We start from the raw sequence: 21674 nt of genomic DNA, 5'->3' as shown, positions 1-21674 counted from the left end.
ATGAAGCCCCTGCCAAGCCATTTGACGTAGATGCGGGGCTTGCCCCGCATGCCGGGCTTTCCCGGCGAAGCCCCCTGCCGGGCAAGCCCGGCAGCTACGGGGAGCACAGCGCTCGGCAACGATCAACCGCGCAGTGCCGCCACCCGCTGCGCCAGCTTCTTCGGCGAGACGCCGGCGCGGAAACCCAGTTCCTGCGCGAACAGCGACACCCGCAGTTCCTCGATGTCCCAGCGCAGCACCGACCACTCCGGCCGCGCCGCCCTGCCCTGCACCTGTGCCTCAGCCAATGCATCGACGAAGGGCTTCAGCTCCAGCATCCGCGCCTGGTCGCGCTGCGGGTCGCGCTTGGCGCGCTCGCTGCGCAGGATCATCGCCTTCAGGTAGCGTGGGAACTGCGCCAGTGCGTCGGCCGGGGTTTGCCTCAGGAAACCGGCGTGGACCAGACCGGCCAGCTGCCGCTCCATGTCGTCGAGGTTGCCGCGTGCCCAGCCCATCAGCGGCGCTTCCAGCAGCGGCCGCAACTCACCGACCAGGCCGAGGATGTTCTCGGCCAGCTTCAGCCGTTCCATCGCTTCGCCGAACAGACGCTTGGCGGCGTCGGCGCGGCGCTGCTCGAAGGCCTCCAGCGTGCGGATGTCGACCAGGCCTTCGGCCAACACCGCGTTCATGGCCGCATCGACCAGATCGCCGCGCAGTCTTTCCTGCGACTCGATCGCCGCATACAGCAGGCCGGTCTTGGGCGATACCGGCAGTTGCTTGCGCGCCTGCCTGACCTTGTCGGCCAGCGCGATTTCCAGCAGGCGGCGCACGCCTTGCGGGTGCGCCAGCAATGCTTCGTTGCGGTCGGCAAAGATGCGCAGCGCGGCAGCCTCGCCGGTATCCACCAGCGCCGGGAACGCCGGCACGCCGGCTTCGCCCGGCACCTGTTCGGGAATGGCATTGGCCGGGAATTCGCGCAGGCCCTCGGCCGCCAGCGCCTTGCCCGCGCGCGCGGCGAAGGCGTGGCCGGCGCGCTCGCCGAAGCGCGCGCGCAGGGCGTCGAGGTCGCGCGAGATGGCCAATACCTTCGGCGCTTCATCGCGCAAAGCACCCCCTCCCAACCTCCCCCTGTCCGCTGCGCGGCCAAGGGGAGGAGCTTCTGCCCCCTCCCTTTCGCCGGAGGCGAAGGGGAGGGTTGGGGAGGGGTGCTTTGCGCGGGAAGGGGAAAATTCCAGCAGCCGCAAATTCATGCGCAGGTGTGGCTCCAACGCGGCCTCGTCGAAATCGGTGGCCGCCACCTGCGCGCCGGTGGCCTTGCTCAAAAACCGCGCCAGTTCGCCGCGGATATCGTCGGCCGAGGGCTGCGGGAATGCCTCGAAGAAAGCGCGGCCGAAATCCGGCGCCGGCACGTAGTTGCGGCGCATCGCCTTGGGCAGGCTGCGGATCAGCGCCGCGGCCTTGTCGGCGACGAAGCCCGGCGCCAGCCACGACAGCCGCGCCGGGTCGAGCGCGCCCAGCAGGTGCAGCGGCACGTCCAGGGTCACGCCGTCGTCCTCGGCGCCTGGCTCGAAGCGGTAATGCAGCGCCAGCCGCGCGTCGCCCAGCGCGAGGTATTTCGGGTAGCGCTCCTGCTCGCTGCCCTCGCCCGGCAGCAGGTCGGCCAGCGACCAGTGCAGCGTGCGGCGCTTGTCGGCCGGCAGTTCCTTCCACCACGCATCCAGCCGGCTGGCCGAGTGGATATCGGCCGGTACCCGATCCAGGTACCAACGCGCCTGCCAGTCCTCGTCGGCGACGATGCCGGCGCGGCGCAGCTTGGCTTCCTCCTCGCGCGCCTGTTCCAGCACCTTCTGGTTGTCGGCGACGAAGCCGGCGCGGGTGTTGATCTCGCCGGTCACCAGCGCCTGCCGCACGAAGATGTCGTGCGCCTCGCCGGGGTTGATGCGGCCGTAGTGCACCGGCTTGCGCGGCGCCAGCACCAGCCCGAACAGGCTGATCTGCTCGGCCGCCAGCACCTGCCCCTGCGCGCGCGACCAGTGCGGGTCGAAGTGCTTGCGCGCCAAAAGGTGCGGCAGTTCGGCGATCGCCCAGTCCGGCTCGATCGCGGCATTGGTCAGGCCCCACACCCGCTGGGTGTCGAGCAGGGTCGCGCTGAGCACCCACGGCGGCGGCTTCTTCGCCAGCGCCGAGCCGGGGAACAGGTGGAAACGGCGCTGCCTCGGCGCCTGGAAGTCGCCTTTCTCGGTGCGGTGGCCGATCTGCGTCGGCAGGCCGGCGAGGATCGCGCGGTGCAGCGCCTGATAGGCGGCGGCGCGGGCTTTTTCCGGCACGCTGGGGGAGAAAGCGGGGTCAGGTTCACTTTCTCCACGTTTTTTCACCGACTGGCCGGATGTTTGAGAGGAAAGTGAACCTGACCCCGTTTTTCCCTCTCGCGCCAGTCGCGCCGCCTTGTGCAGTTCGCCGCGCGTGGCCTTGCGCCTGGCTTCGCCATCGCCGCCGGCCGGCAATGCCGCGGGCGCCGACAACAATGCCTTGGCGAACGTGCCGTCGCCGGCACTGTCCCAACCCAGCTCCTCGCACAGCAGCCGCAGCTGCCGGTGCAGTTCGCGCCATTCGCGCATGCGCAGGAAGCCGAGGAAATGGCGGCCGCACCAGTCGCGCAGCTTCGATTGGGTCAGTTCCTCGTGGGCGGCGCGGTAGCCCTCCCACAGGCGCAGGATGCCGATGAATTCCGAGCGCGGGTCGGCGAAGGTCGCATGCGCGTTGTCGGCGGCCTCGCGCGCTTCCGGCGGCCGTTCGCGCGGGTCCTGGATGCCGAGGAAGGAAGCGATCACCAGCATCTCGTGCAGGCAGACGCCCTTCTGCGCGGCCACCAGCATCCGCGCCAGCTTCACGTCCACCGGCAAACGCGCCATCTGCCGGCCGATGGCGGTGAGCTTGCGCTCGCCGTCGATCGCGCCGAGTTCGGCCAGTTGCTGCCAGCCGTCGGCCACCGCACGTTCGTCCGGTGGTTCGAGGAACGGGAAATCCTCGATTTTCCCCAAGCCCAGCTGCAGCATGCGCAGGATCACCCCGGCCAGCGAGGAGCGGCGGATCTCCGGATCGGTGAATTCCGGGCGCGACTGGAAATCGGCCTCGGCATACAGGCGGTAGCACACGCCCTCGGCGATGCGCCCGCAGCGGCCCTTGCGCTGGTTGGCGCTGGCCTGCGACACCGGTTCGATGTGCAGCCGATCGAGTTTCTGCCGCGGGCTGTAGCGCTTGACCCGCGCGTAGCCGGGATCGACCACGTAGCGGATGCGCGGCACCGTCAGCGAGGTTTCGGCGACGTTGGTGGTCAGCACGATGCGCCGCTTCGGGCCGGGGTTGAACACCCGGTCCTGGTCCTTGGCCGACAAGCGCGCGTACAGCGGCAGCACCTCGGTTTCGCGGTACTTGCGCCGCTCCAGCGACTGGTGCGCGTCGCGGATCTCGCGCTCGCCGGGCAGGAACACCAGCACGTCGCCACGTGGGTCGCTGCGGGTTATTTCGTCGATGGCCGCGACGATGGCGTCGTTGACGCTGCGCTCGCCGCCTTCCACGCCGTCCTCGCCGCTGCCGCCCTCCAGCGGCCGGTAGCGCACTTCCACCGGCCAGGTGCGGCCCTCGACGCCGACCACCGGGGCATCGTCGAAATGGCGCGAGAAGCGCTCGGTGTCGATGGTCGCCGAGGTAACGATCAACTTCAGGTCCGGGCGCCTGCGCAGCAGCTGCTTGAGGTAGCCGAGCAGGAAGTCGATGTTGAGGCTGCGCTCGTGCGCCTCGTCGATGATCAGCGTGTCATAGCGCGACAGCCAGCGGTCGCTGGCGATCTCGGCCAGCAGGATGCCGTCGGTCATGAACTTGACCCGGCTGTCCTCGCCCACCTTGTCGGTGAAGCGCACCTGGTAGCCGACCACCGTGCCCAGTTCGGCCCCCAGTTCCTCGGCCACGCGCGTGGCCACCGCGCGCGCGGCGATGCGGCGCGGCTGGGTGCAGCCGATCATGCCGGCCTCGCCACGACCGGCGGCCAGGCACAGCTTGGGCAGCTGCGTGGTCTTGCCCGAGCCGGTTTCGCCGGCGATCACCACCACCTGGTGCGCGCGGATCAGCGCGGTGATGCGCTCGGCTTCACGCGCGATTGGCAGCGCCTCGTCCAGAGTGACGGCGATCGGGCGCGCGGCGCGCTGCCGGCGCTGGGCGCGGGACTGTTCCAGCAACTGGTTGAACGCCGCCTCGGCGGTGGCGTCGGCCGGCTTGCCCTGCCAGCGCGACCACAACCCGAGCAGGCGCCCGCGGTCACGGCTCATCGCCCCGTCTATCGCCCCACGGGCATGGCGCAGGCGCGCGGCGGTGTCCTTTTCGATAGCAATCATCAATCGTTCAACGTGGAAACTTGAAATACCGGTAGGGTCCCGATATCGGTATTGTGAAGCCATTCAACCCGCCAAGGAGCAAAGCGTCATGGCCAAGAGCAGCAAACCGGCAACCGCCAAGAAGAAACTCGCCGCCGCCGCACCGTCGGCACCGGGCATCGACATCGGGATCAAGGACGCCGACCGCAAGAAGGTCGCCGACGGCCTGTCGCACTTCCTTGCCGACGCCTACACCCTGTACCTGAAGACCCACAACTTCCATTGGAACGTCACCGGGTCGATGTTCAACTCGCTGCACACCATGTTCGAGGCGCAGTACACCGAGCAGTGGACGGCGCTGGACGAGATCGCCGAGCGCATCCGCGCACTGGGCTTCAACGCCCCGGGCTCCTACCGCGAGTTCGTGACCCTGACCTCGATCGCCGAGGAACCGGGCCTGACCGACAGTGCCGACTGGCGCGAGATGGTGCGCCAGCTGGTCAGCGGCAACGAAGCGGTGTGCCGCACCGCGCGCAAGGTGCTGGAACAGGCCGAAAAGGCCGGCGACGCCCCCAGCGAGGACCTGCTGACCCAGCGCCTGCAGACCCACGAGAAGTACGCGTGGATGCTGCGTTCGCTGTTGCAGTAAACCTGCGGGCATTCGCCCTCCGGTTTTCCAGGATTCCGCAGGCGGAATCCTGGACCCTGCTTCATCTGCCTGCCATATCCCCCGCCTTCGGCGCGCCCCCTTGACTCAAGGGGGCTTTCTCCAGACGTATCGCCGCATCACTTCGACCGGTAGGTCGGGGCTATGCCCCCGACACGCCATGCATCAAACGTCGGGGGCATAGCCCCGACCTACGCCACATGCGAGGTTTTTCCCACGCATCGACGGCGCGTCCCTGGAAGCCGACCGCAAGCCGCGCGGTATCCTATGCGGCATGCAATCCCCCGCCCATGAACTGCTGAAGCGCGTCTTCGGCCATGACGCCTTCCGCGGCAACCAGCAGGCCATCGTCGAACACGTCACCGCCGGCAACGACGCGCTGGTGCTGATGCCCACCGGCGGCGGCAAATCGCTGTGCTACCAGGTGCCGGCGCTGCTGCGCGAGGGCTGCGGCATCGTCGTTTCGCCGTTGATCGCGCTGATGCAGGACCAAGTGGAGGCGCTGCGCCAGCTCGGCGTGCGCGCCGAATTCCTCAACTCCACCCTCGATGCCGAAACCGCCAGCCGGGTCGAGCGCGAGCTGCTGGCCGGCGAGCTGAAGCTGCTCTACGTCGCCCCCGAGCGGCTGCTGACCGGGCGTTTCCTGTCGCTGCTCGAACGCGCGCCGCTGGCGCTGTTCGCGATCGACGAGGCGCACTGCGTATCGCAGTGGGGCCACGACTTCCGCCCCGAGTACCGGCAGCTCACCGTGCTGCACGAGCGCTGGCCGCACATCCCGCGCATCGCCCTGACCGCCACCGCCGACCCGCCCACCCAGCGCGAGATCGCCGAGCGTCTGGACTTGGCGCAGGCCGAGCACTTCATCAGTTCCTTCGACCGTCCCAACATCCGCTACACGGTGGTGCAGAAGGACAACGCCAAGCGCCAGTTGCTGGATTTCCTGCGCGGCCACCGGGGTGAGGCCGGCATCGTCTACTGCATGTCGCGGCGCAAGGTCGAGGAAACCGCAGACATGCTGCGTAGTGAAGGGCTCGACGCCCTGCCCTACCACGCCGGCCTGCCGGCCGAGGTGCGCGCGGAAAACCAGCGCCGCTTCCTGCGCGAGGACGGCATCGTGATGTGCGCGACGATCGCCTTCGGCATGGGCATCGACAAGCCGGACGTGCGCTTCGTCGCCCATGTCGACCTGCCCAAGTCGATGGAAGGCTACTACCAGGAAACCGGCCGCGCCGGCCGCGACGGCGAGGCCGCCGAGGCGTGGCTGTGCTACGGGCTGGGCGACGTGGTACTGCTCAAGCAGATGATCGAGCAGGGCGAGGCCGGCGCGGAACGCAAGCACCTGGAGCGCGCCAAGCTCGACCACCTGCTCGGCTACTGCGAATCCATGCAGTGCCGCCGCCAGGTGCTGCTGGCCGGCTTCGGCGAAACCTACGTGCCCGTCGGCACGCCCAAGGGCGTACTGGGCCAGCCCTGCGGCAACTGCGACAACTGCCTGACCCCACCGGCGGCGTGGGACGCCACCGTCGCCGCGCAGAAAGCGCTGAGCTGCGTCTACCGCAGCGGCCAGCGCTTCGGCGTCGGCCACCTGATCGACATCCTGCGCGGCAGCGACGGCGAGCGCATCCGCCAGCTCGGCCACGACAAGCTCAGCACCTTCGGCATCGGCAAGGACCTGGACGCACGCGGCTGGCGCGGCGTATTCCGGCAACTGGTGGCCGCCAGCCTGTTGGAAGTGGACCCGGAGGCGCACGGCGGCCTGCGCCTGACCGACGCCAGCCGCGACGTGCTCAAGGGCCGGCGCCAACTGATGATGCGCCGCGAAGCGCCAACCACGCGCAGCCGCGGCGAGCGCGAGCGCAGCGGCAGCCCGCGCACCGGCGTGCCGGTGCAGCCGGAGGACCTGGCGCTGTTCAACGCCCTGCGTGGCCTGCGCGCGGAGCTGGCGCGCGAACAGAACGTGCCGGCGTTCGTGATCTTCCACGACAGCACCCTGCGCAACATCGCCGAACAGCGCCCGGACAGCCTCGACGCGCTGGGCCGGGTCGGTGGCATCGGCGGCAGCAAGCTGGCCCGCTACGGCCAGCGGCTGGTGGAGATCGTGCGCGAGCAGGGGTAAACGGCACGGTGCCTTGCGCGCGGGTGCGCGGATGCCGGAAGCAATCGTCAGCCCTGCTGCGCACCCGCCAGCAGCTTCAGTCCTTCGGCCTTGCGCCGCTCGGGCGCGGCTTCGACCTGCAATCGCGCCAGCACCGGCACGGCCTGCCGCAACGCATCCAGCGCCGGTTGCCGGTGGCCGAGCCTGAGCAGGGTTTCGGCCAGCTCGGTGCGGCACACCGCGATCTCGATCCCATCCTGCCCATGTTGTACGCGCGCGAACTCCAGCGCTGTCCGGCGCAGTGCCAGCGCGGCGGCGCCTTCGCCCTGCCGCTCGGCCAGATCCGCGCGGATGCGCAACAACCGCAGTTGCAGGATTGCCGGTATCCGCGCATCAAGTGCTCCCAGCAATGCCCGCGCCTGCTCCAGTTCACCCCGCAGGACGTGCCAACCGATGCGGTTCAGGCGCGCCTCGATGCGCCCCGGTGCATCCGCCGGCAACGCCGCATCCAGCCCCGCGTCGGCATGCAGCAACAATTGCCCGGCCTCGTCCATGCGTCCCTGCCGCGCCAGCAACGCGCCCAACCCGGATTCGGCGCGCAGGCTGGTCGGCGAATCCTCCCCCAGCCGCTCCTTGCGGAGCGTCCATGCCTGCCGGTAGAGCCGTTCGGCCTGCGCAACGTCGCCGCGCAGTTCCTGCAACGTGCCGTAGTTGAACAGCCCCATCGAATATTCCACCGAGCCAGTGCCATCGATGAGCGCGCTCAGGCGGTGGCGCTGCAGGTATTCGCGCTCGGCGGCCGCGTAGTCGCCCGCATCCATGTACAGGTCGGCGAGTCCATCGTGCTGCATCAGCACGAAGCTGCTCTGCGGCCCATACAGTTCGCGCGCATGACGCATGCCCGATTGCAGCAGCGGCAACGCCTGCGCGAACCTGCCCTGCTCGCGCAGCACCTGCGCGAGGCGCATTTCCGTGGCCAGCACCATGCTCGTGCGCCGCCCATGCACGCCGTCCAGCACCCGGCGGAACTCGCGCTCGGCCTGTGCCAGCCGCCCCCAGCGCAGGTACATCAACCCCTTGTTGTAGGCCAGCTCCAGCACCTGGGTCGTGGCGCTGCCCTCGGGCTGCCTGCCATACAGCATCATGGCGGTGTCGAACGCGGCCTCACCGCGGTCGAAATGCTGCTGGTTCACCAGCGCCAGCCCCCGGGCGAGGTGGAGCCGGGCCCGCACCATGCCGGCACCGGTACCCGGCAGCAGCGCCAGGCCCCGTTCGGCCAATGTATTCCCCTGCACGCCATCGCCATCCCGGGTCTTCTGCACGGACAATTCGGCCAGCGCCGCCGCCGCATCCACCGGCCGGTCCACGCGCGGGTCCATGAAGCCGTCATGCGCCTGCTGCAGCAATACCTCGGCCTGGTGCGGGACGCCGGAATTGCGGTAGGCCGTGCCCAGCACCATCCGCATCCGCGCCAACTGCGCCGGCGCATCGGCCAGGTCGCGGGCAACCCGCAGCGCCGCCTTGTCCAGCAGTTGCCGCGAGGAAAGCTCCTCCTGCCCGCGCTCGGTACGCAGGAACGGGTCGGCGATCTCGAACACGCCGACCATGAAATCGCCCACCTGCCCGGCGATCGCCGCTTCCTCCTCGGCCTGCCGCCGCGCCTGCACCAACCCGGCGACGAACAGCCCGGCCAGCGAAAGCGCGACGACGCCGGCGGCAAGACCGCGCCAATTGCGCTGCATGCCGCGCAGCAACCGATAGCCGCGGCCCCCTTCGCGCGCAAGCACCGGCTGCCGTTGCAGGTAGCGCGAGACGTCGGCCATCAGCGCTTCCACCGAGCGGTAGCGCCGCGCCGTGTCCAGCGCGCAGGCCTTGCCCGCGATGGCATCCAGGTCACCGGCCAGCGCCTTGCGCCAGCGCAGTCCGGCCGGTGCATTGGCCGAGGGCGACGCCACCGGCACGTCGATGTCCTGCACACCGCGCCCGCAGGCGCGCGTGGACAGCAGTTCCACCAGCATCACGCCCAGGCTGTAGACGTCGCCGGCCACCCCCACGTGTTCGCCCCGCACCAGTTCGGGGCTGGCATAGGCCGGCGTGCAGTAGCCGCCTTGCCGGCGGTCGCGCGCATCGTTGAGCAGCCGCGCCAGGCCGAAGTCGAGCAGCACCGGCCGGCCATCGCCACGGACCAGCACGTTGCTCGGCTTGAGGTCGCAATGCAGGACCAGGTGTTCGTGCGCCGAGCGGACGATGGCGCAGACGTCGAGGAACAATCGCAGGCGCTGCTCCAGGCCCAGCGCATGGATGGCGCAATGACGGTCCAGCGGCAGCCCGTCGACGTATTCCATGACCAGGTACGGATAGCCGTCGGGCGTGGTGCCGCCGTCGTAAAGCTGGGCGACGTCGGGCAGGCGCAGCCCGGCCAGCACCTGCCGCTCGGCCTGCAACTGCTCCACCTCGCCCGCTCCCGGCAGGCCGTGCAGCAGCTTGATTGCCACCGTGCGCTGGTAGAGGCCATCGTCGCGCTCGGCCTTGAATACCGTGCCCATGCCACCTCGGGCGATGCGCTCGGTCAGCCGCCACGGCCCCAACCGTTGCCCCGCGTCCAGTTCCGGGGTCAGCGCCAGCGCAAGGGCCATACCCAGGTGATCGTTGACCCGGCGCAGGCCCTCGGTCTGTGCGTCCAGCAGTTGCAGCACCTCTTCGGCAAGCGCCGGATCGCTGCAGCGCTGGTCCAACGCCTGCTGCCACTGCTCGCGCGGCAACTCGCAGAGGGCATCGAACAGCTCGCGTGCCTGGCGCCAGTGCAGTTTGCCGGCACCCTTCCCGGTATCCGCCATCAGGCCAGCTGGCGGTTGAGCCATGCCCGCGCGAAACGCAGGTCGCGGTCCACGGTCGGCGCCGACACGCCGAGCACCACGGCGATCTCGTCGCGGCTCATGCCACCGAAATAGGTCAGCTCGATCATGCTTGCCGCCCGCGGTTCCAGCTCGGCCAGCCGGTTCAGCGCCTGATGCAGGGCCATCACGTCGTGGCCGCCGTCCTCGTCGTCGGCGACCTCACCGGCATGGGACAGGGTGAGGTGCACGAGGTTGCCGCCACGCTTGTCGGCCGAACGGGCACGCAGGTGGTCCACCAGCACCGAACGCATCTTCAGCGCCGCCACCGCGATGAAATGGGCCCGGTCCTTGTAGTCCACGTCCGAACCGAGCAGGCGCATCATCGATTCGTTGACCAGCGCTGCCGGCTGCAGGGTACCGCCGGCCTGGTTGAGCAGGCGGTTGCGGGCGACCAGCACGAGGTCCGCGTACAGCGCCTCGAACAGGCTTTCCCGGGCCTGCAGGTCGCCATCCTGCCAGCGATGCAGGAGTTGGGTGATCTGGGTATTCAAGCGCCCCCCGGCGTTACCGGAAAACACGACCTTCAAGCGTCGCAACGGCTGCAGATGGTAGGGCCGGCATTGCCGATTGCCAACCGGCCCGGCGGCGCGATGCCGCCTATAGGCCCCTGAAGCGAGGAGGCCCCGGACGATGCGGGGCCTTCTGGCGATCATGGTGGGCCGTGAAGGATTCGAACCTTCGACCAAAAGATTAAAAGTCTTCTGCTCTACCGACTGAGCTAACGGCCCAAACAAAGACCCGGCATGGCGCCGGGGTGCGCATTCTAGCGCAACACGCCCGAAACCGGAATTCAGGCGTAGTGCGTCGGATCGGGCAGGCCGGCGGCGGCGAAGCCGTCGGCGCGCAGGCGGCAGGCGTCGCAATGGCCGCAGGCGCGGCCTTGCGCGTCGGCGCGGTAGCAGGACACGGTAAGTGCGAAATCCACGCCCAGGCGGTGGCCTTCGCTGGCGATCTGCGCCTTGCTCAGGTGCTGCAGCGGCGCATGGATGCGGATGCCCGCGCCTTCCACGCCGGCCCTGGTCGCCAGGTTGGCCAGCGTCTGGAACGCGGCGATGAATTCGGGGCGGCAATCCGGGTAACCGGAGTAGTCCACCGCGTTGACGCCGCAGAAGATGTCATTGGCGCCCAGCACTTCGGCCCAGCCCAGCGCGAGCGACAGCATGATGGTGTTGCGCGCCGGCACGTAGGTGACCGGGATGTCGTCGCCGCCGCGCTCTTCATCGGTGCGCACCGGCACGTCAATGTCGTCGGTCAGCGCCGAGCCGCCGATGCTGCGCAGGTCCACGTCCACCACCTTGTGCCGGGTCACGCCCATCGCCCGTGCCACGCGTGCGGCCGCGTCGAGCTCGGAAGTGTGGCGTTGACCATAGCGCACGCTCAGCGCATGCACGTCGAAACCCTGCTCGCGCGCCATCGCCACGACCGCGGCCGAATCCATGCCGCCGGAGAGAAGGACAACTGCTTTTTTCATGGTTGGAAAGCCGGGAACGGGAAATCGGGAATGGTAAATCGCCGGGCGCATTGCCCGGCATGCGTCATGGATGGATCAGTTGGTCCGGGGCTCTGGATACGGGGGCAAGGACCGGGAACGCAGCAGCAGCCGTTCCCGCTTCACCGCCCCGGCTCATCATTCCACAGCAACTTGTGCAGTTGCATCTGGAAACGCACCGGCAGGCGGTCGGCGACGATCCAGTCGGCCAGCTCGCGCGGCGTCAGCTCGCTCTTGCTCGGCGAGAACAGCACCATGCAGCGCTCGTGCAGGCGATGCGTGGCCACCATGTCCCGCGCCCATTCGTAATCGCCGCGGCCGCAGAGCACGAACTTGAGCTGGTCGCGCGCGGTCAGCAACGGCAGGTTCTGCAGCCGGTTGCGCGCCATTTCGCCCGAACCCGGCGTCTTCAGGTCCACCACGCGCGATACGCGCGGATCGACGCCGCCGATGTCCAGCGCGCCGGAGGTTTCCAGCGACACGTCCAGCCCGGCATCGCACAACTGGCGCAGCAGCAGCAGGCAGCGCTTCTGCGCCAGCGGCTCGCCGCCGGTCACGCAGACATGGCGCACGCCGTGGCCCAGCACTTCGGCGACGATATCGTCGATGTCACGCCACTGGCCGCCGTGGAAGGCGTACTCGGTGTCGCAATAGGTGCAGCGCAGCGGGCAGCCGGTCAGGCGCACGAATACCGTCAGCCAGCCGGCGGTGTCCGCCTCGCCCTGCAGCGAAAGGAATATCTCGGTGATCTTCAGCCGCGGCAACGGCGACTGCACGATTTCACTGGGCACGCTGGCCGCGGGGTGGTTCATCGGTATTCATCCGCGCCGCGCAGGCACGGCGGGCCTCAAGGCAGTTGCTGGCCGAAGCGGATCGACTGCAGGCGGTCCTGCGCGGTCCGTGCGGCGTCGCTGCCGGGAAACTTCGTGGCCACCTGTTCGAGCGTCTGCTCGGCCTGGCTGGCATCGCCCTGCCCGTATTGCGACAGGCCCAGCTTCAACAGGCCGCCAGCGGCCTTGTCGTGCGTGGGATAGCGTGCGACCAGATCGCGGAACTGCGATTCGGCCATCTGGAAATTGCGGGTGGCGTAATAGCTCTCGCCCAGCCAGTACAGTGCGTTGGGCGTGTAGACGCCATTCGGGTACTGCTCCAGGAAACCCTGGAACAAACGTGCCGAATCGTCGTAGTTGCCGTTCTTGAGCGCATCGAACGCCAAATTGTAGGCGGCGCGCTCGTCGCCTGCCGCCGCCACCGCGCCGGCATCGCCACGCACGGTCGGGGCCTTTTCCACGGCCGCCGCCGCGGGCTTGGCCGGTGCTGCGGGCTGCGCGTCGGGCGCGGCTTGCTCGCCGCCTTCGATACGGTTCAGGCGGCCGTCCAGATCCAGGTACTGGTCGCGGCTGCGCTGCTTGAGCTGCTCGTTCTCATGCTGGAGCTGCTCGATGCTGCCTTGCAGGGCCTGCACCTGGGTGCGCAGCTGCTGCAACTGGTTGAGCAGGTCGGTGTTGGCCTGGCTGTTGTTGGCCTGCGCTTCGAGCGCACCGACGCGGTCGGCCAGGCTTTGCCGCTGCGCCTGCGCGGGTGCGGCAGCCACGAGGGCTGCCGCAACCACGAGCATCATCGTCTTGATGCCGGTACGCATCGATTACTGCGCGGTGTAGACGATTTCGACGCGACGGTTCTGCGACCAGCAGGACTCGTTCGAGTCGGTGCAGACCGGACGCTCTTCGCCGTAGGACACGACGGTCAGCTGCGTGGCCGAACCACCGTTGGCCTGCAGGGCCGAGTTGACGGCGTTGCCGCGGCGCTCGCCCAGGGCCTGGTTGTAGGCACGGCTGCCGCGCTCGTCGGTGTGGCCCTGCAGGGTGATGCGCGAGGACGGACGGTCACGCAGGTACTTGGCGTGGCAGGCCATGATCTGCTGGAACTCCGGCTTCACGGAATCCTGATCGAAGTCGAAATAGACCACGCGCTGGCGCAGGCAGGCGTCGGTATCCAGGTCGCCCGGGCCGTACAGACCGGAGGACTGGACCGGAGCCGGCTCGGCCGGGGTGGGCTCGACCGGAGCGGCCGGCTGTTCCTTGACCTTCTTCGAGCAGCCGGCCAGCACGGCCACGGACAGCAGCGAAACGAGCAGAACACGAGTGGACTTGTTCATGGCGATACCTAAAGGCTCCTAGGCCAGATTGATGGGGTTAATGCACTTGCGATATTAACATTTAATCAACGCGTAGTACGGTAGGGACCCCACGCGGGCTCCCTCACGTCACCATCCGCCAGCACCAGCCGCTGCCGCACCCGGGCGTCGGCCGATACCGCGTACAACACACCGCGTCCGCCTTCGCGGGCGGCGTACAGCACCATGCCCGCGTTGGGGGCAAAACTGGGGGATTCGTCCAGCGAACCGGGCGACAGCGTGCTCCAGCGCGGCGAGCCCAGGCTGCTGTCCATCAACGCGATCTTGTAGGTGTTGCCGGCGCCCTGCGCGACGGCGATCTTCTTGCCGTCGAAGGAAACGGTGGCCTTGGCGTTGTAGTTGCCCTGGAAGGTCACGCGCGATGCGCTGCCGCCGCTGGCCGCCACCTGGTAGATCTGCGGGCGGCCGCCACGGTCGGAGGTGAAGTAGATGGAACCGCCGTCGGCGCTCCAGGTCGGCTCGGTATCGATGGCGAAGTGGTTGGTCAGCTGGGTCAGCTGCTTGCTGCCCAGGTCCATCACGTAGATCTCCGGGTTGCCGCTGCGCGACAAGGTCAGCGCCAGGCGGCGGCCGTCCGGGGAGAAGGCCGGGGCGCTGTTGATGCCGCGGAAGCTGGCGACCAGCTCGCGCGCGCCGCTGGAAATGTTCTGGATATAGATGGCCGAGTTGCCGCGCTCGAAGCTGACGTAGGCCAGCTGGTTGCCGTCCGGGCTCCACGACGGCGACAGCAGCGGCTCGGCCGAGCGCACGATGGTCTGCGGGTTGTAGCCGTCCGAGTCGGCCACCATCAGCGCGTAGCGCATGGCGTCGCCACGGCCGCTGGCGGTGACATAGGCGATGCGGGTCCAGAACGCGCCGCGCACGCCGGTGATCTTCTCGTAGATGGCGTCGGCCATCTGGTGGGCGACGTCGCGCATGGCGCTGGAGCGGGCGGTCATCGCCAGGCCAAGCATGCGCTCGCCCTTGGCGACGTCGAACAGTTCGTACTCGACGCGGTAGGCGCCGGCGCCGGCGTCGAGCACGCGGCCGACGACGAGGTAGTCCTGCTTCAGTGCACGCCAGGTGGGGTATTGCACCTCGGCGCCGCGGGTCGGGCGCTCGACGACCTGCGCCTCGGGCAGGGTGCGGAACTGGCCGGAACGATCCAGGTCGGCGCGCACCAGCGCCGCGACGTCCGTGGCCGGCGCGCCGGCGCTGCCCTGGTAGGGCATGGGCACCACGGTGATCGGCAGGGCGGAGGCGTTGCCGCCGACGATGTCGATCTCCAGCCCCTTCTGTTGCGCCATCGCCACGATGGGCAGCAGCAGGGCGGTCAGGGTGGCCAGCCAGCGAAGTGGTTTCTTCATGGGGTGCTCAACGGATGCGGATGAACAGGGAGGAAGGGATAGCAGCAGGCGCATGAACATTTTCGCAATCATGAACGAAGGCCGCGTGAAATCCGGTTTGCAGCGATGCCGATGCAACCGGATTCAACGGTCCTTCGCCTCGAAATGGAATGTAATTGCGCGCTGGAACACCGACTCGAAGCCACGGTATGGCAAGGGCTGCGCGCGCAGTACCGCTGCTTCAACCGAGCGCCGGCCGGCGGCGTCATAGGGGCAGTTGGCTGCAAACTGCACTGCACCGTTGGGTGGCACCTCGCCTCCCGGCAATTGACGAATGGTGATCGTGCACTTCTGGCCCAATGGCACCGAATCCGGCCGCACCCATTGGCTCTGAACAGCCTGCTTGATAGCCGCCTGATATTTAGCCAACAGGTCGTCGCTGGTGCCACCCTGCCCCGGCGATGGTTGCGGCGTGCCGCTGCTGGCGGCTGCGTTGGACGAGGCCGCCTGCGCGCGCGACTGCGCATCCTTCACCTGGTTCAGGCGCTGCTCGGCCAGCTTCGCCTCGCGCTCGGCCTGCTCGCGCTTGCGGCGGATCTCGGCGATCTTCTGCTGGCGCTCCTGCTCGGCCTTGGCCTCGTTGGCCTGGCGCTGCTCCTCGGCCAGCTTCTTCTGCCTGTCGGCCTCTTCCTGCTGCCTGGCCAGCCGCAGCTTCTGCTCGGCCTCCTCCACGCGCTTGCGCTCGGTCAGGTCGATCTGCTCCTGGCGACGCTTGGCTTCCTGCTCCTGCTTTGCCTTTTCCTCGGCGATGGCCAGCGCGCTGACGCGCTCCTGGTCCACGTTGTCCGGCTGGGCGATGCGCTCCTGCGCGTTGTACTGCTGCGGCGTGGGCGCGTCCTGCGGCCGGGGTTCGGGAAGCGGCTGCGGCGGCGGGATGGTGTCCTCCACCACCGGTTCGGGCTGCACGTCCTGCACCGGCTCGGGCAGCACCGGCAGCTTTTCGGAAGCGCGCAGCGCGCTGCGCGCGGCCGCGGCCTCGGCCGCCGACAGCTGCAGGCTGGCCTCCACCGCCGGGTCGCCCGCGGCCGCCTCGGTGCTGCGCGAGGGCGACCACAGCCATGCAACGATGAACACCAGCGCGACCAGCACGTGCACCAGCAACGCCAAGGCGACGGGCATGCCCCATTCGTCGCCGGGGTCGCGCGGTGGCGGCATGACGTCAGTGTGCATCGGTCGCCAGACCCACCTTCTCGATCTTCGCCGCCTTGATCACGTCCATCGCCGCCACGACCTTTTCATAGGCCACGGCCTTGTCGGCGGCCACGATCACGCGCAGGCCCTTGTCCTGCGAGGCCAACGCGCCCAGCTGCGCCTGCAGCGTGGCCGCGTCCATCGGCGCCGGTTCCTTCGCCTCGGGCAGCTTCAGGCTGAGCTGGCCGTCCAGGCGCACCGAGACGATCACCGGATCCTGCCGGCTCTCCAGCGCCTTGGCGTTGGAGGTGGGCAGGTCGACCTCGAAGCTGAGCGTCAGCAGCGGCGCGGTGACCATGAAGATGATCAGCAGCACCAACATCACGTCGATGTACGGCACGACGTTGATCTCGGACTTGAGCTTGCGGCGCTTGCGCCGGGAAATGCCGGAAATCATGGCTGCTTACTCTTCACCGCCGGACTGGCGCTGCAGGATCGAGCTGAACTCCTCGGCAAAGGTTTCGTAGCGCACCGACAGCCGTTCCACGCGGGTGGTGAAGCGGTTGTAGGCCCAGGTCGCGGGGATCGCCACGAACAGGCCGATGGCGGTGGCGAACAACGCCTCGGAGATGCCCGGCGCGACCGAGGCGATGCCGGCCTGCTCGCCGCTGCTGATCATGTCGTGCATGGTCACCATGATGCCGAACACGGTGCCGACCAGACCCACGTAAGGGGCGTTGGAGCCGATGTTGGCCAGCAGCTCCAGGTTGCGCTCCAGCCCGTCGACCTCGCGCGCGAAGGTGGTGCGCATGGCGCGCTGGGTGCCTTCCAGCTGGGTGCGGCTGTCCAGCCCGCGGCGGCCGTTCAAGCGGCTGTATTCGCGGAAGCCGGACTCGAAGATCGCTTCCAGACCGTCCACGGAGCGGTTGCGGTCGGCGGCCGAAGCGTACAGCTTGCCGAGGTCGGCGCCGGACCAGAAACGGTTCTCGAAGTCGTCGGCGGCGCGGTCGGCGGCCTTGAACACGCGCGCCTTGCGGAAAATGATCACCCAGCTGATGAACGAGCCGGCCAGCAGCAGCAGCACGATCAGCTTGACCGGGATGCTGGCCTTGAGCATCAGGTCCAGGTAGTTGATGCCGCCATGACCGGCCTCGGCCACGGTCTGCGCCGCCGCGGCGCTGACGTCCGCCGGCAGTGCCTCGGTCACGGTGGCCTGCAGGGCCAGAAGCAAAGCGATCATCCGTTGTTCCTCAATCTTGCGCGTGTTGGGTTTCGAATCGTTTGAGCGTGGCGTACAGCGTGTCGTGCATGGCCTGCGGGCGGAAGTCGCGGGCACCGACCGCGGCCAGCCGCACCTGCGCGGTGACCAGCGGCTGGCCGTCGCGCAGCACCGCCTGCCGCATCACCAGGCTGGCGCGGCGGCATTGCAGCAGTTCCACCGTGGTCTGCAATGCGTCGTCCAGCCTGGCCGGCTTGAGGAAATCCAGCGCCATCGCGCGGACCACGAACACCTGCCCGTCGCCATTGCGCATGGTTTCCTGTCCATGGCCCATCGCCCGCATCCACTCGGTGCGCGCGCGTTCCATGAACGCCACGTAGCGGGCGTGGTAGACCACGCCGCCAGCGTCGGTATCTTCCCAATAAACGCGTGTCGGCCAACTGAACCGGACCTCACTCGACATCGGGCGGCTCCACGAACAGGTCGGCGGGCGCGGACCGGGCCTTCAGGCCCATGTGCCGGTAGGCCTTGTGGGTGGCCATGCGCCCGCGCGCGGTGCGCACCAGGAAGCCCTGCTGGATCAGGTACGGCTCGACCACGTCCTCCAGCGTGCCGCGTTCCTCGGACAGGGCGGCGGCCAGCGACTCGATGCCGACCGGGCCGCCGTCGAAATATTCCACCAGCGTGCGCAGCAGGCGTCGGTCGAGTTCGTCGAAGCCTTCCGGGTCCACCTTGAGCATCTGCATCGCCGCCTGCGCCACGTCCTGGTCGATGTGGCCGCCGGCCTTGACCTGGGCGTAGTCGCGCACGCGGCGCAGCAGGCGGTTGGCGATGCGCGGGGTGCCGCGCGAACGCCGCGCGATCTCGCCGGCGCCTTCGGCGCTGCAATCGATGCCGAGGATCGCCGCCGAGCGGCGCACGATGCGGGTCAGTTCCTCGGCCGAGTAGAACTCCAGCCGCTGCACGATGCCGAAACGGTCGCGCAGCGGCGCGGTCAGCAGCCCGGCGCGGGTGGTGGCGCCGATCAGGGTGAACGGCGGCAGGTCGAGCTTGATCGAGCGCGCGGCCGGGCCCTCGCCGATCATGATGTCGATCTGGAAGTCCTCCATCGCCGGGTACAGCACTTCCTCGACCACCGGCGACAGGCGATGGATTTCATCGACGAACAGCACGTCGTGCGGTTGCAGGTTGGTCAGCAGCGCGGCCAGGTCACCGGCCTTCTCGATCACCGGCCCTGAGGTGACCCGCAGCGCCACGCCAAGCTCGTTGGCGATGACGTGGCTCAAGGTGGTCTTGCCCAGCCCCGGCGGGCCGAAGATCAGCACGTGGTCCAGCGCCTCGCCGCGCGATTTGGCGGCCTGGATGTAGATGTCCATCTGCTCGCGCACCGGCTGCTGGCCGAGGTAGTCGGCAAGCCGCTTGGGGCGGATGCTGGCGTCGGCGGCGTCGTCTTCGCGGGTGGCGTCGGCGCCGATGATGCGGGGTTCGGTCATGTCGTGATTATGCGGCAAACCGACCGTTTCCGATGGTAGCGCCGACCAACGACCGCCATCACCTATATCTCCACCTGCGCACCCAGCTCCACCAGCCGGTTACCGGGGATGCGGAAGAAGCCGGTGGCCGAAGCGGCGTTGCGGTGCATGACCGCGAACAGCTTGTCGCGCCAGATCGGCATGCCGCGGTTGGCGCTGGCGACGATGGTTTCGCGGCTGGCGAAGAAGGTGGTGTCCATCGGGTCGAAATAGATGCCGCCGCGGTCGCAGGAGCGCATCAGCGCCAGCGGCACGTCCGGGGTTTCCATGAAGCCGAAGCGGACGTGGATGCGGTAGAACTCGTCGCCCACCGGCTCGATCTTCAGCCGCTGCCCCGCCGCCGCGTAGGGCACCGGCAGGGTTTCCACGTGCAGGAACACGTTGCGCTCGTGCAGCACCTTGTTGTGCTTGAGGTTGTGCATCAGCGCGTGCGGCACCACCGTGGGGTCGGCGGTCAGGAACACCGCCGTGCCCGGCACCCGCACCGGCGGGGCCAGCATCAGCCCCGGCAGGAAGCTGTCGATGCGGATGCCGTCCTTGCGGATCTCGTCGCGCAGCAGTTCGCGGCCGCGGCGCCAGGTGCGCATCATCGTGAACAGCACGATGCCCAGCACCACCGGGAACCACGCGCCCTGCAGCAGCTTGGCGCCGTTGGCGACGACGAAGGCCAGGTCGATGAAGAAGAACGGCACGCACAGGGCGAGGATCCAGCGCCGCGCGCGCGGCCACAGCACGCGTGCCACCAGCGCCAGCAGCAGGGTGTCGATCAGCATCGTCGCCGATACCGAGATGCCGTAGGCCACGGCCAGGTTGGACGAGCTGCGGAACGCCAGCACCAGCCCGAACACCATTACCGCCAGCCCCCAGTTGATGCCGGGGATGTAGATCTGGCCGATGGTGTCGTGCGAGGTGTGCTTGATGCGCATGCGCGGGATGTAGCCCAGCTGCATGGCCTGCCGCGACACCGAGAACGCGCCGGTGATGACCGACTGGCTGGCGATCACCGCCGCCATCGTCGCCAGCACGATCATCGGCACCAGCGCCCAGCCCGGCACCGCCTCGAAGAACGGGTTGGCCACCGCGTCGGGCCGGCGCAGCACCAGCGCGCCCTGCCCCAGGTAGTTCAGCACCAGGCATGGCAGCACGAAGAAGTACCAGGCGTGGCGGATCGGCGGCGCGCCGAAGTGGCCCATGTCCGCGTACAGCGCCTCGCCGCCGGTCACCGCCAGCACCACCGCGCCGAAGATGAAGATGCCGTGCCAGCCGTGCTCGATGAAGAAGCGCACCGCCCACCACGGGTTGAACGCCTTGAGCACCTCCGGCGCGGCGACCACGTTCCAGATGCCGATGGCCGCCAGCGACACGAACCACAGCATCATCACCGGGCCGAACACCTTGCCCACCTTCTCGGTGCCGAAGCGCTGCGCGGCGAACACCGCCGCCAGCACCACCAGGGTGATCGGCACCACGAAGTGGCCCAGCGCCGGCGCGGCCACCTGCAGGCCCTCGACCGCGCCCAGCACCGAGATCGCCGGGGTGATGACGCCGTCGCCGAAGAACAGCGAGGCACCGAAGATGCCGAGGATGCCGACCACGTAGGCGCTGCGCGAGCCGTTGCGCAGGGTGCGCTGGGCCAGCGCCATCAGCGCCATGATGCCGCCCTCGCCATCGTTGTCGGCGCGCATGATGATGGTCACGTACTTCAGCGTGACCACCATGATCAGCGCCCAGAACGCCAGCGACAGCACGCCCAGCACCGTGTCGTGGCCGCTGTCCAGGCCGTAGTGCGGCGAGAACGCTTCCTTCAGGGTGTAGAGCGGGCTGGTGCCGATGTCGCCGAACACGACGCCGATGGCGCCGACGACCAGCGCCAGGCCGGCGCCGTGGCCGGGGGTTTCGTGCTTGTGGGAAGCAGTGGACATTGCGGTCTCGGGGCGGCCACGCGGCCGGGAAAGAATGCGTCAGCGCAGCGCCGATTGCAGCGCCTTGCGGATCACCGTGGCGACATCGTCGCCCTCGGCCGCCGCATCGCGCGCCATCTTCGCCGCCTCGGCGGGCTTGTAGCCCAGTTGCTGCAGGGCCACCGTGGCCTCGGACACCGGGTCGGTGGCCGCCGCACCGGCCACCGGCGCGCCACCGCCGGAGAACTCGGCGGCCTTGTCGCGCAACTCCACGATCATGCGCTCGGCGGTCTTCTTGCCGATGCCGGGGATGCGGGTCAGCGCAGTGACGTCGCCGGCCTGGATCAGCCGCGCGAATTCATCGACGCTGGCGCCGGACAGCACCGCCAGCGCGATCTTCGCGCCGATGCCGCTGACCTTCTGCACGTCGCGGAACAGCCGCCGCTCGCCCTCGCGCAGGAAGCCGTACAGCGACACGCTGTCCTCCTTCTGCGCGTAGTGGGTGAACAGCACCACCTCGCGGCCGATGTCGGGCAGGTCGTAGAAGGTGCTCATCGGCGCCTCCAGCTCGTAGCCGACGCCACCGACGTCGATCACCAGCCACGGCGGGGCTTTGTGGGCGAGGATGCCGCGCAGACGACCGATCATGGGAAAGCTCCTGCTGTTTCCTTCTCCCACCGGGAGAAGGTGGCGCGAAGCGCCGGATGAGGGGTGAACGGAGTCAGGGAAAGCGAACAGCGGAATCCATTCCGTCTCACGAAGCATTGGCCATCCCGACTTCGTTGTCCCTCACCCCAACCCCCGCTTCGCGC

General features: G+C 68.7%; 17 protein-coding genes and 1 tRNA gene. 2 read left to right on the top strand and 16 right to left on the bottom strand.

Translation table 11 applies throughout. From position 1 onward, the window contains the following. Positions 1-122: 122 nt before the first annotated feature. Positions 123-4370 (bottom strand): ATP-dependent RNA helicase HrpA, encoded by a 4248-nt coding sequence (hrpA, locus tag ABB34_RS12830; RefSeq protein WP_057641721.1) that lies wholly within the window; start codon positions 4368-4370, stop codon positions 123-125. Positions 4371-4458: 88 nt separating this feature from the next. Here hrpA and ABB34_RS12825 point away from each other — a divergent pair, with 88 nt between their 5' ends. Further along, entirely contained in the window at positions 4459-4998 is a 540-nt protein-coding gene (locus tag ABB34_RS12825; protein WP_057641720.1) for a Dps family protein, read from the top strand. Between the two features lie 292 nt (positions 4999-5290). Beyond that, complete coding sequence (gene recQ, locus ABB34_RS12820; RefSeq protein ID WP_057641719.1) at positions 5291-7132, top strand: DNA helicase RecQ; 1842 nt, start codon at positions 5291-5293, stop codon at positions 7130-7132. A 47-nt stretch (positions 7133-7179) separates the two neighbouring features. Here recQ and ABB34_RS12815 read toward each other — a convergent pair whose 3' ends face one another. From ABB34_RS12815 to ruvA, 15 genes are all read right to left on the bottom strand, one after another. Next, entirely contained in the window at positions 7180-9948 is a 2769-nt protein-coding gene (locus tag ABB34_RS12815; protein ID WP_057641718.1) for a serine/threonine-protein kinase, read from the bottom strand. Then, positions 9948-10499 carry an ECF-type sigma factor gene (locus ABB34_RS12810; protein WP_057641717.1) on the bottom strand — a complete coding sequence of 184 codons (552 nt, stop codon included), beginning with the start codon at positions 10497-10499 and terminating at the stop codon, positions 9948-9950. Before ABB34_RS12810 ends, ABB34_RS12815 begins: the two co-directional genes overlap by 1 nt. A 161-nt stretch (positions 10500-10660) precedes the next feature. Then, a tRNA-Lys gene (locus ABB34_RS12805) sits at positions 10661-10736 on the bottom strand. A 62-nt stretch (positions 10737-10798) separates the two neighbouring features. Beyond that, a complete protein-coding gene (gene queC / locus ABB34_RS12800; protein ID WP_057641716.1) occupies positions 10799-11479 on the bottom strand; it encodes a 7-cyano-7-deazaguanine synthase QueC in 681 nt (226 codons plus the stop codon). 140 nt (positions 11480-11619) lie between these two features. Next, complete coding sequence (queE, locus tag ABB34_RS12795) at positions 11620-12309, bottom strand: 7-carboxy-7-deazaguanine synthase QueE (RefSeq protein ID WP_057641715.1); 690 nt, start codon at positions 12307-12309, stop codon at positions 11620-11622. Positions 12310-12344: 35 nt separating this feature from the next. Continuing rightward, entirely contained in the window at positions 12345-13139 is a 795-nt protein-coding gene (gene ybgF / locus ABB34_RS12790) for a tol-pal system protein YbgF (protein ID WP_057641714.1), read from the bottom strand. Between the two features lie 3 nt (positions 13140-13142). Next, positions 13143-13655, bottom strand: a complete 513-nt coding sequence (gene pal / locus ABB34_RS12785) for a peptidoglycan-associated lipoprotein Pal (RefSeq protein ID WP_057641713.1) — start codon at positions 13653-13655, stop codon at positions 13143-13145. Between the two features lie 65 nt (positions 13656-13720). Continuing rightward, positions 13721-15040: a Tol-Pal system beta propeller repeat protein TolB gene (gene tolB / locus ABB34_RS12780; RefSeq protein ID WP_057641712.1), complete on the bottom strand. Its 1320-nt coding sequence runs from the start codon at positions 15038-15040 to the stop codon at positions 13721-13723. 123 nt (positions 15041-15163) lie between these two features. Next, positions 15164-16249 carry a cell envelope integrity protein TolA gene (gene tolA, locus ABB34_RS12775; protein ID WP_057641711.1) on the bottom strand — a complete coding sequence of 362 codons (1086 nt, stop codon included), beginning with the start codon at positions 16247-16249 and terminating at the stop codon, positions 15164-15166. Then, entirely contained in the window at positions 16239-16667 is a 429-nt protein-coding gene (tolR, locus tag ABB34_RS12770) for a protein TolR (protein WP_057641710.1), read from the bottom strand. The genes tolA and tolR overlap by 11 nt, the downstream gene beginning before the upstream one ends. Positions 16668-16673: 6 nt before the next feature. Then, positions 16674-17450 (bottom strand): protein TolQ, encoded by a 777-nt coding sequence (gene tolQ, locus ABB34_RS12765; protein WP_057641709.1) that lies wholly within the window; start codon positions 17448-17450, stop codon positions 16674-16676. 10 nt (positions 17451-17460) lie between these two features. After that, positions 17461-17892 (bottom strand): tol-pal system-associated acyl-CoA thioesterase, encoded by a 432-nt coding sequence (ybgC, locus tag ABB34_RS12760; RefSeq protein WP_057641708.1) that lies wholly within the window; start codon positions 17890-17892, stop codon positions 17461-17463. Then, a complete protein-coding gene (gene ruvB, locus ABB34_RS12755; protein ID WP_057641707.1) occupies positions 17882-18922 on the bottom strand; it encodes a Holliday junction branch migration DNA helicase RuvB in 1041 nt (346 codons plus the stop codon). The genes ybgC and ruvB overlap by 11 nt, the downstream gene beginning before the upstream one ends. A 62-nt stretch (positions 18923-18984) precedes the next feature. After that, positions 18985-20883 carry a potassium transporter Kup gene (locus tag ABB34_RS12750; protein ID WP_057641706.1) on the bottom strand — a complete coding sequence of 633 codons (1899 nt, stop codon included), beginning with the start codon at positions 20881-20883 and terminating at the stop codon, positions 18985-18987. A gap of 39 nt (positions 20884-20922) precedes the next feature. Beyond that, entirely contained in the window at positions 20923-21510 is a 588-nt protein-coding gene (gene ruvA / locus ABB34_RS12745) for a Holliday junction branch migration protein RuvA (RefSeq protein WP_057641705.1), read from the bottom strand. Positions 21511-21674: the final 164 nt, after the last annotated feature.

This window comes from Stenotrophomonas daejeonensis, assembly GCF_001431505.1.
Lineage (GTDB): Bacteria > Pseudomonadota > Gammaproteobacteria > Xanthomonadales > Xanthomonadaceae > Stenotrophomonas > Stenotrophomonas daejeonensis.
Note: the sequence above shows the minus strand (reverse complement) of the source record. Positions and strands in the feature narration are given on the sequence as shown.

Excerpts from the sequence above, each read along its gene's own strand:
- hrpA (WP_057641721.1), bottom strand. The coding sequence starts at position 4,370 with ATGATTGCTATCGAAAAGGACACCGCCGCGCGCCTGCGCCATGCCCGT.
- ABB34_RS12825 (WP_057641720.1), top strand. The coding sequence starts at position 4,459 with ATGGCCAAGAGCAGCAAACCGGCAACCGCCAAGAAGAAACTCGCCGCC.
- recQ (WP_057641719.1), top strand. The coding sequence starts at position 5,291 with ATGCAATCCCCCGCCCATGAACTGCTGAAGCGCGTCTTCGGCCATGAC.
- ABB34_RS12815 (WP_057641718.1), bottom strand. The coding sequence starts at position 9,948 with ATGGCGGATACCGGGAAGGGTGCCGGCAAACTGCACTGGCGCCAGGCA.
- queC (WP_057641716.1), bottom strand. The coding sequence starts at position 11,479 with ATGAAAAAAGCAGTTGTCCTTCTCTCCGGCGGCATGGATTCGGCCGCG.
- queE (WP_057641715.1), bottom strand. The coding sequence starts at position 12,309 with ATGAACCACCCCGCGGCCAGCGTGCCCAGTGAAATCGTGCAGTCGCCG.
- ybgF (WP_057641714.1), bottom strand. The coding sequence starts at position 13,139 with ATGCGTACCGGCATCAAGACGATGATGCTCGTGGTTGCGGCAGCCCTC.
- pal (WP_057641713.1), bottom strand. The coding sequence starts at position 13,655 with ATGAACAAGTCCACTCGTGTTCTGCTCGTTTCGCTGCTGTCCGTGGCC.
- tolB (WP_057641712.1), bottom strand. The coding sequence starts at position 15,040 with ATGAAGAAACCACTTCGCTGGCTGGCCACCCTGACCGCCCTGCTGCTG.
- tolA (WP_057641711.1), bottom strand. The coding sequence starts at position 16,249 with ATGCACACTGACGTCATGCCGCCACCGCGCGACCCCGGCGACGAATGG.
- tolR (WP_057641710.1), bottom strand. The coding sequence starts at position 16,667 with ATGATTTCCGGCATTTCCCGGCGCAAGCGCCGCAAGCTCAAGTCCGAG.
- tolQ (WP_057641709.1), bottom strand. The coding sequence starts at position 17,450 with ATGATCGCTTTGCTTCTGGCCCTGCAGGCCACCGTGACCGAGGCACTG.
- ybgC (WP_057641708.1), bottom strand. The coding sequence starts at position 17,892 with ATGTCGAGTGAGGTCCGGTTCAGTTGGCCGACACGCGTTTATTGGGAA.
- ruvB (WP_057641707.1), bottom strand. The coding sequence starts at position 18,922 with ATGACCGAACCCCGCATCATCGGCGCCGACGCCACCCGCGAAGACGAC.
- ABB34_RS12750 (WP_057641706.1), bottom strand. The coding sequence starts at position 20,883 with ATGTCCACTGCTTCCCACAAGCACGAAACCCCCGGCCACGGCGCCGGC.
- ruvA (WP_057641705.1), bottom strand. The coding sequence starts at position 21,510 with ATGATCGGTCGTCTGCGCGGCATCCTCGCCCACAAAGCCCCGCCGTGG.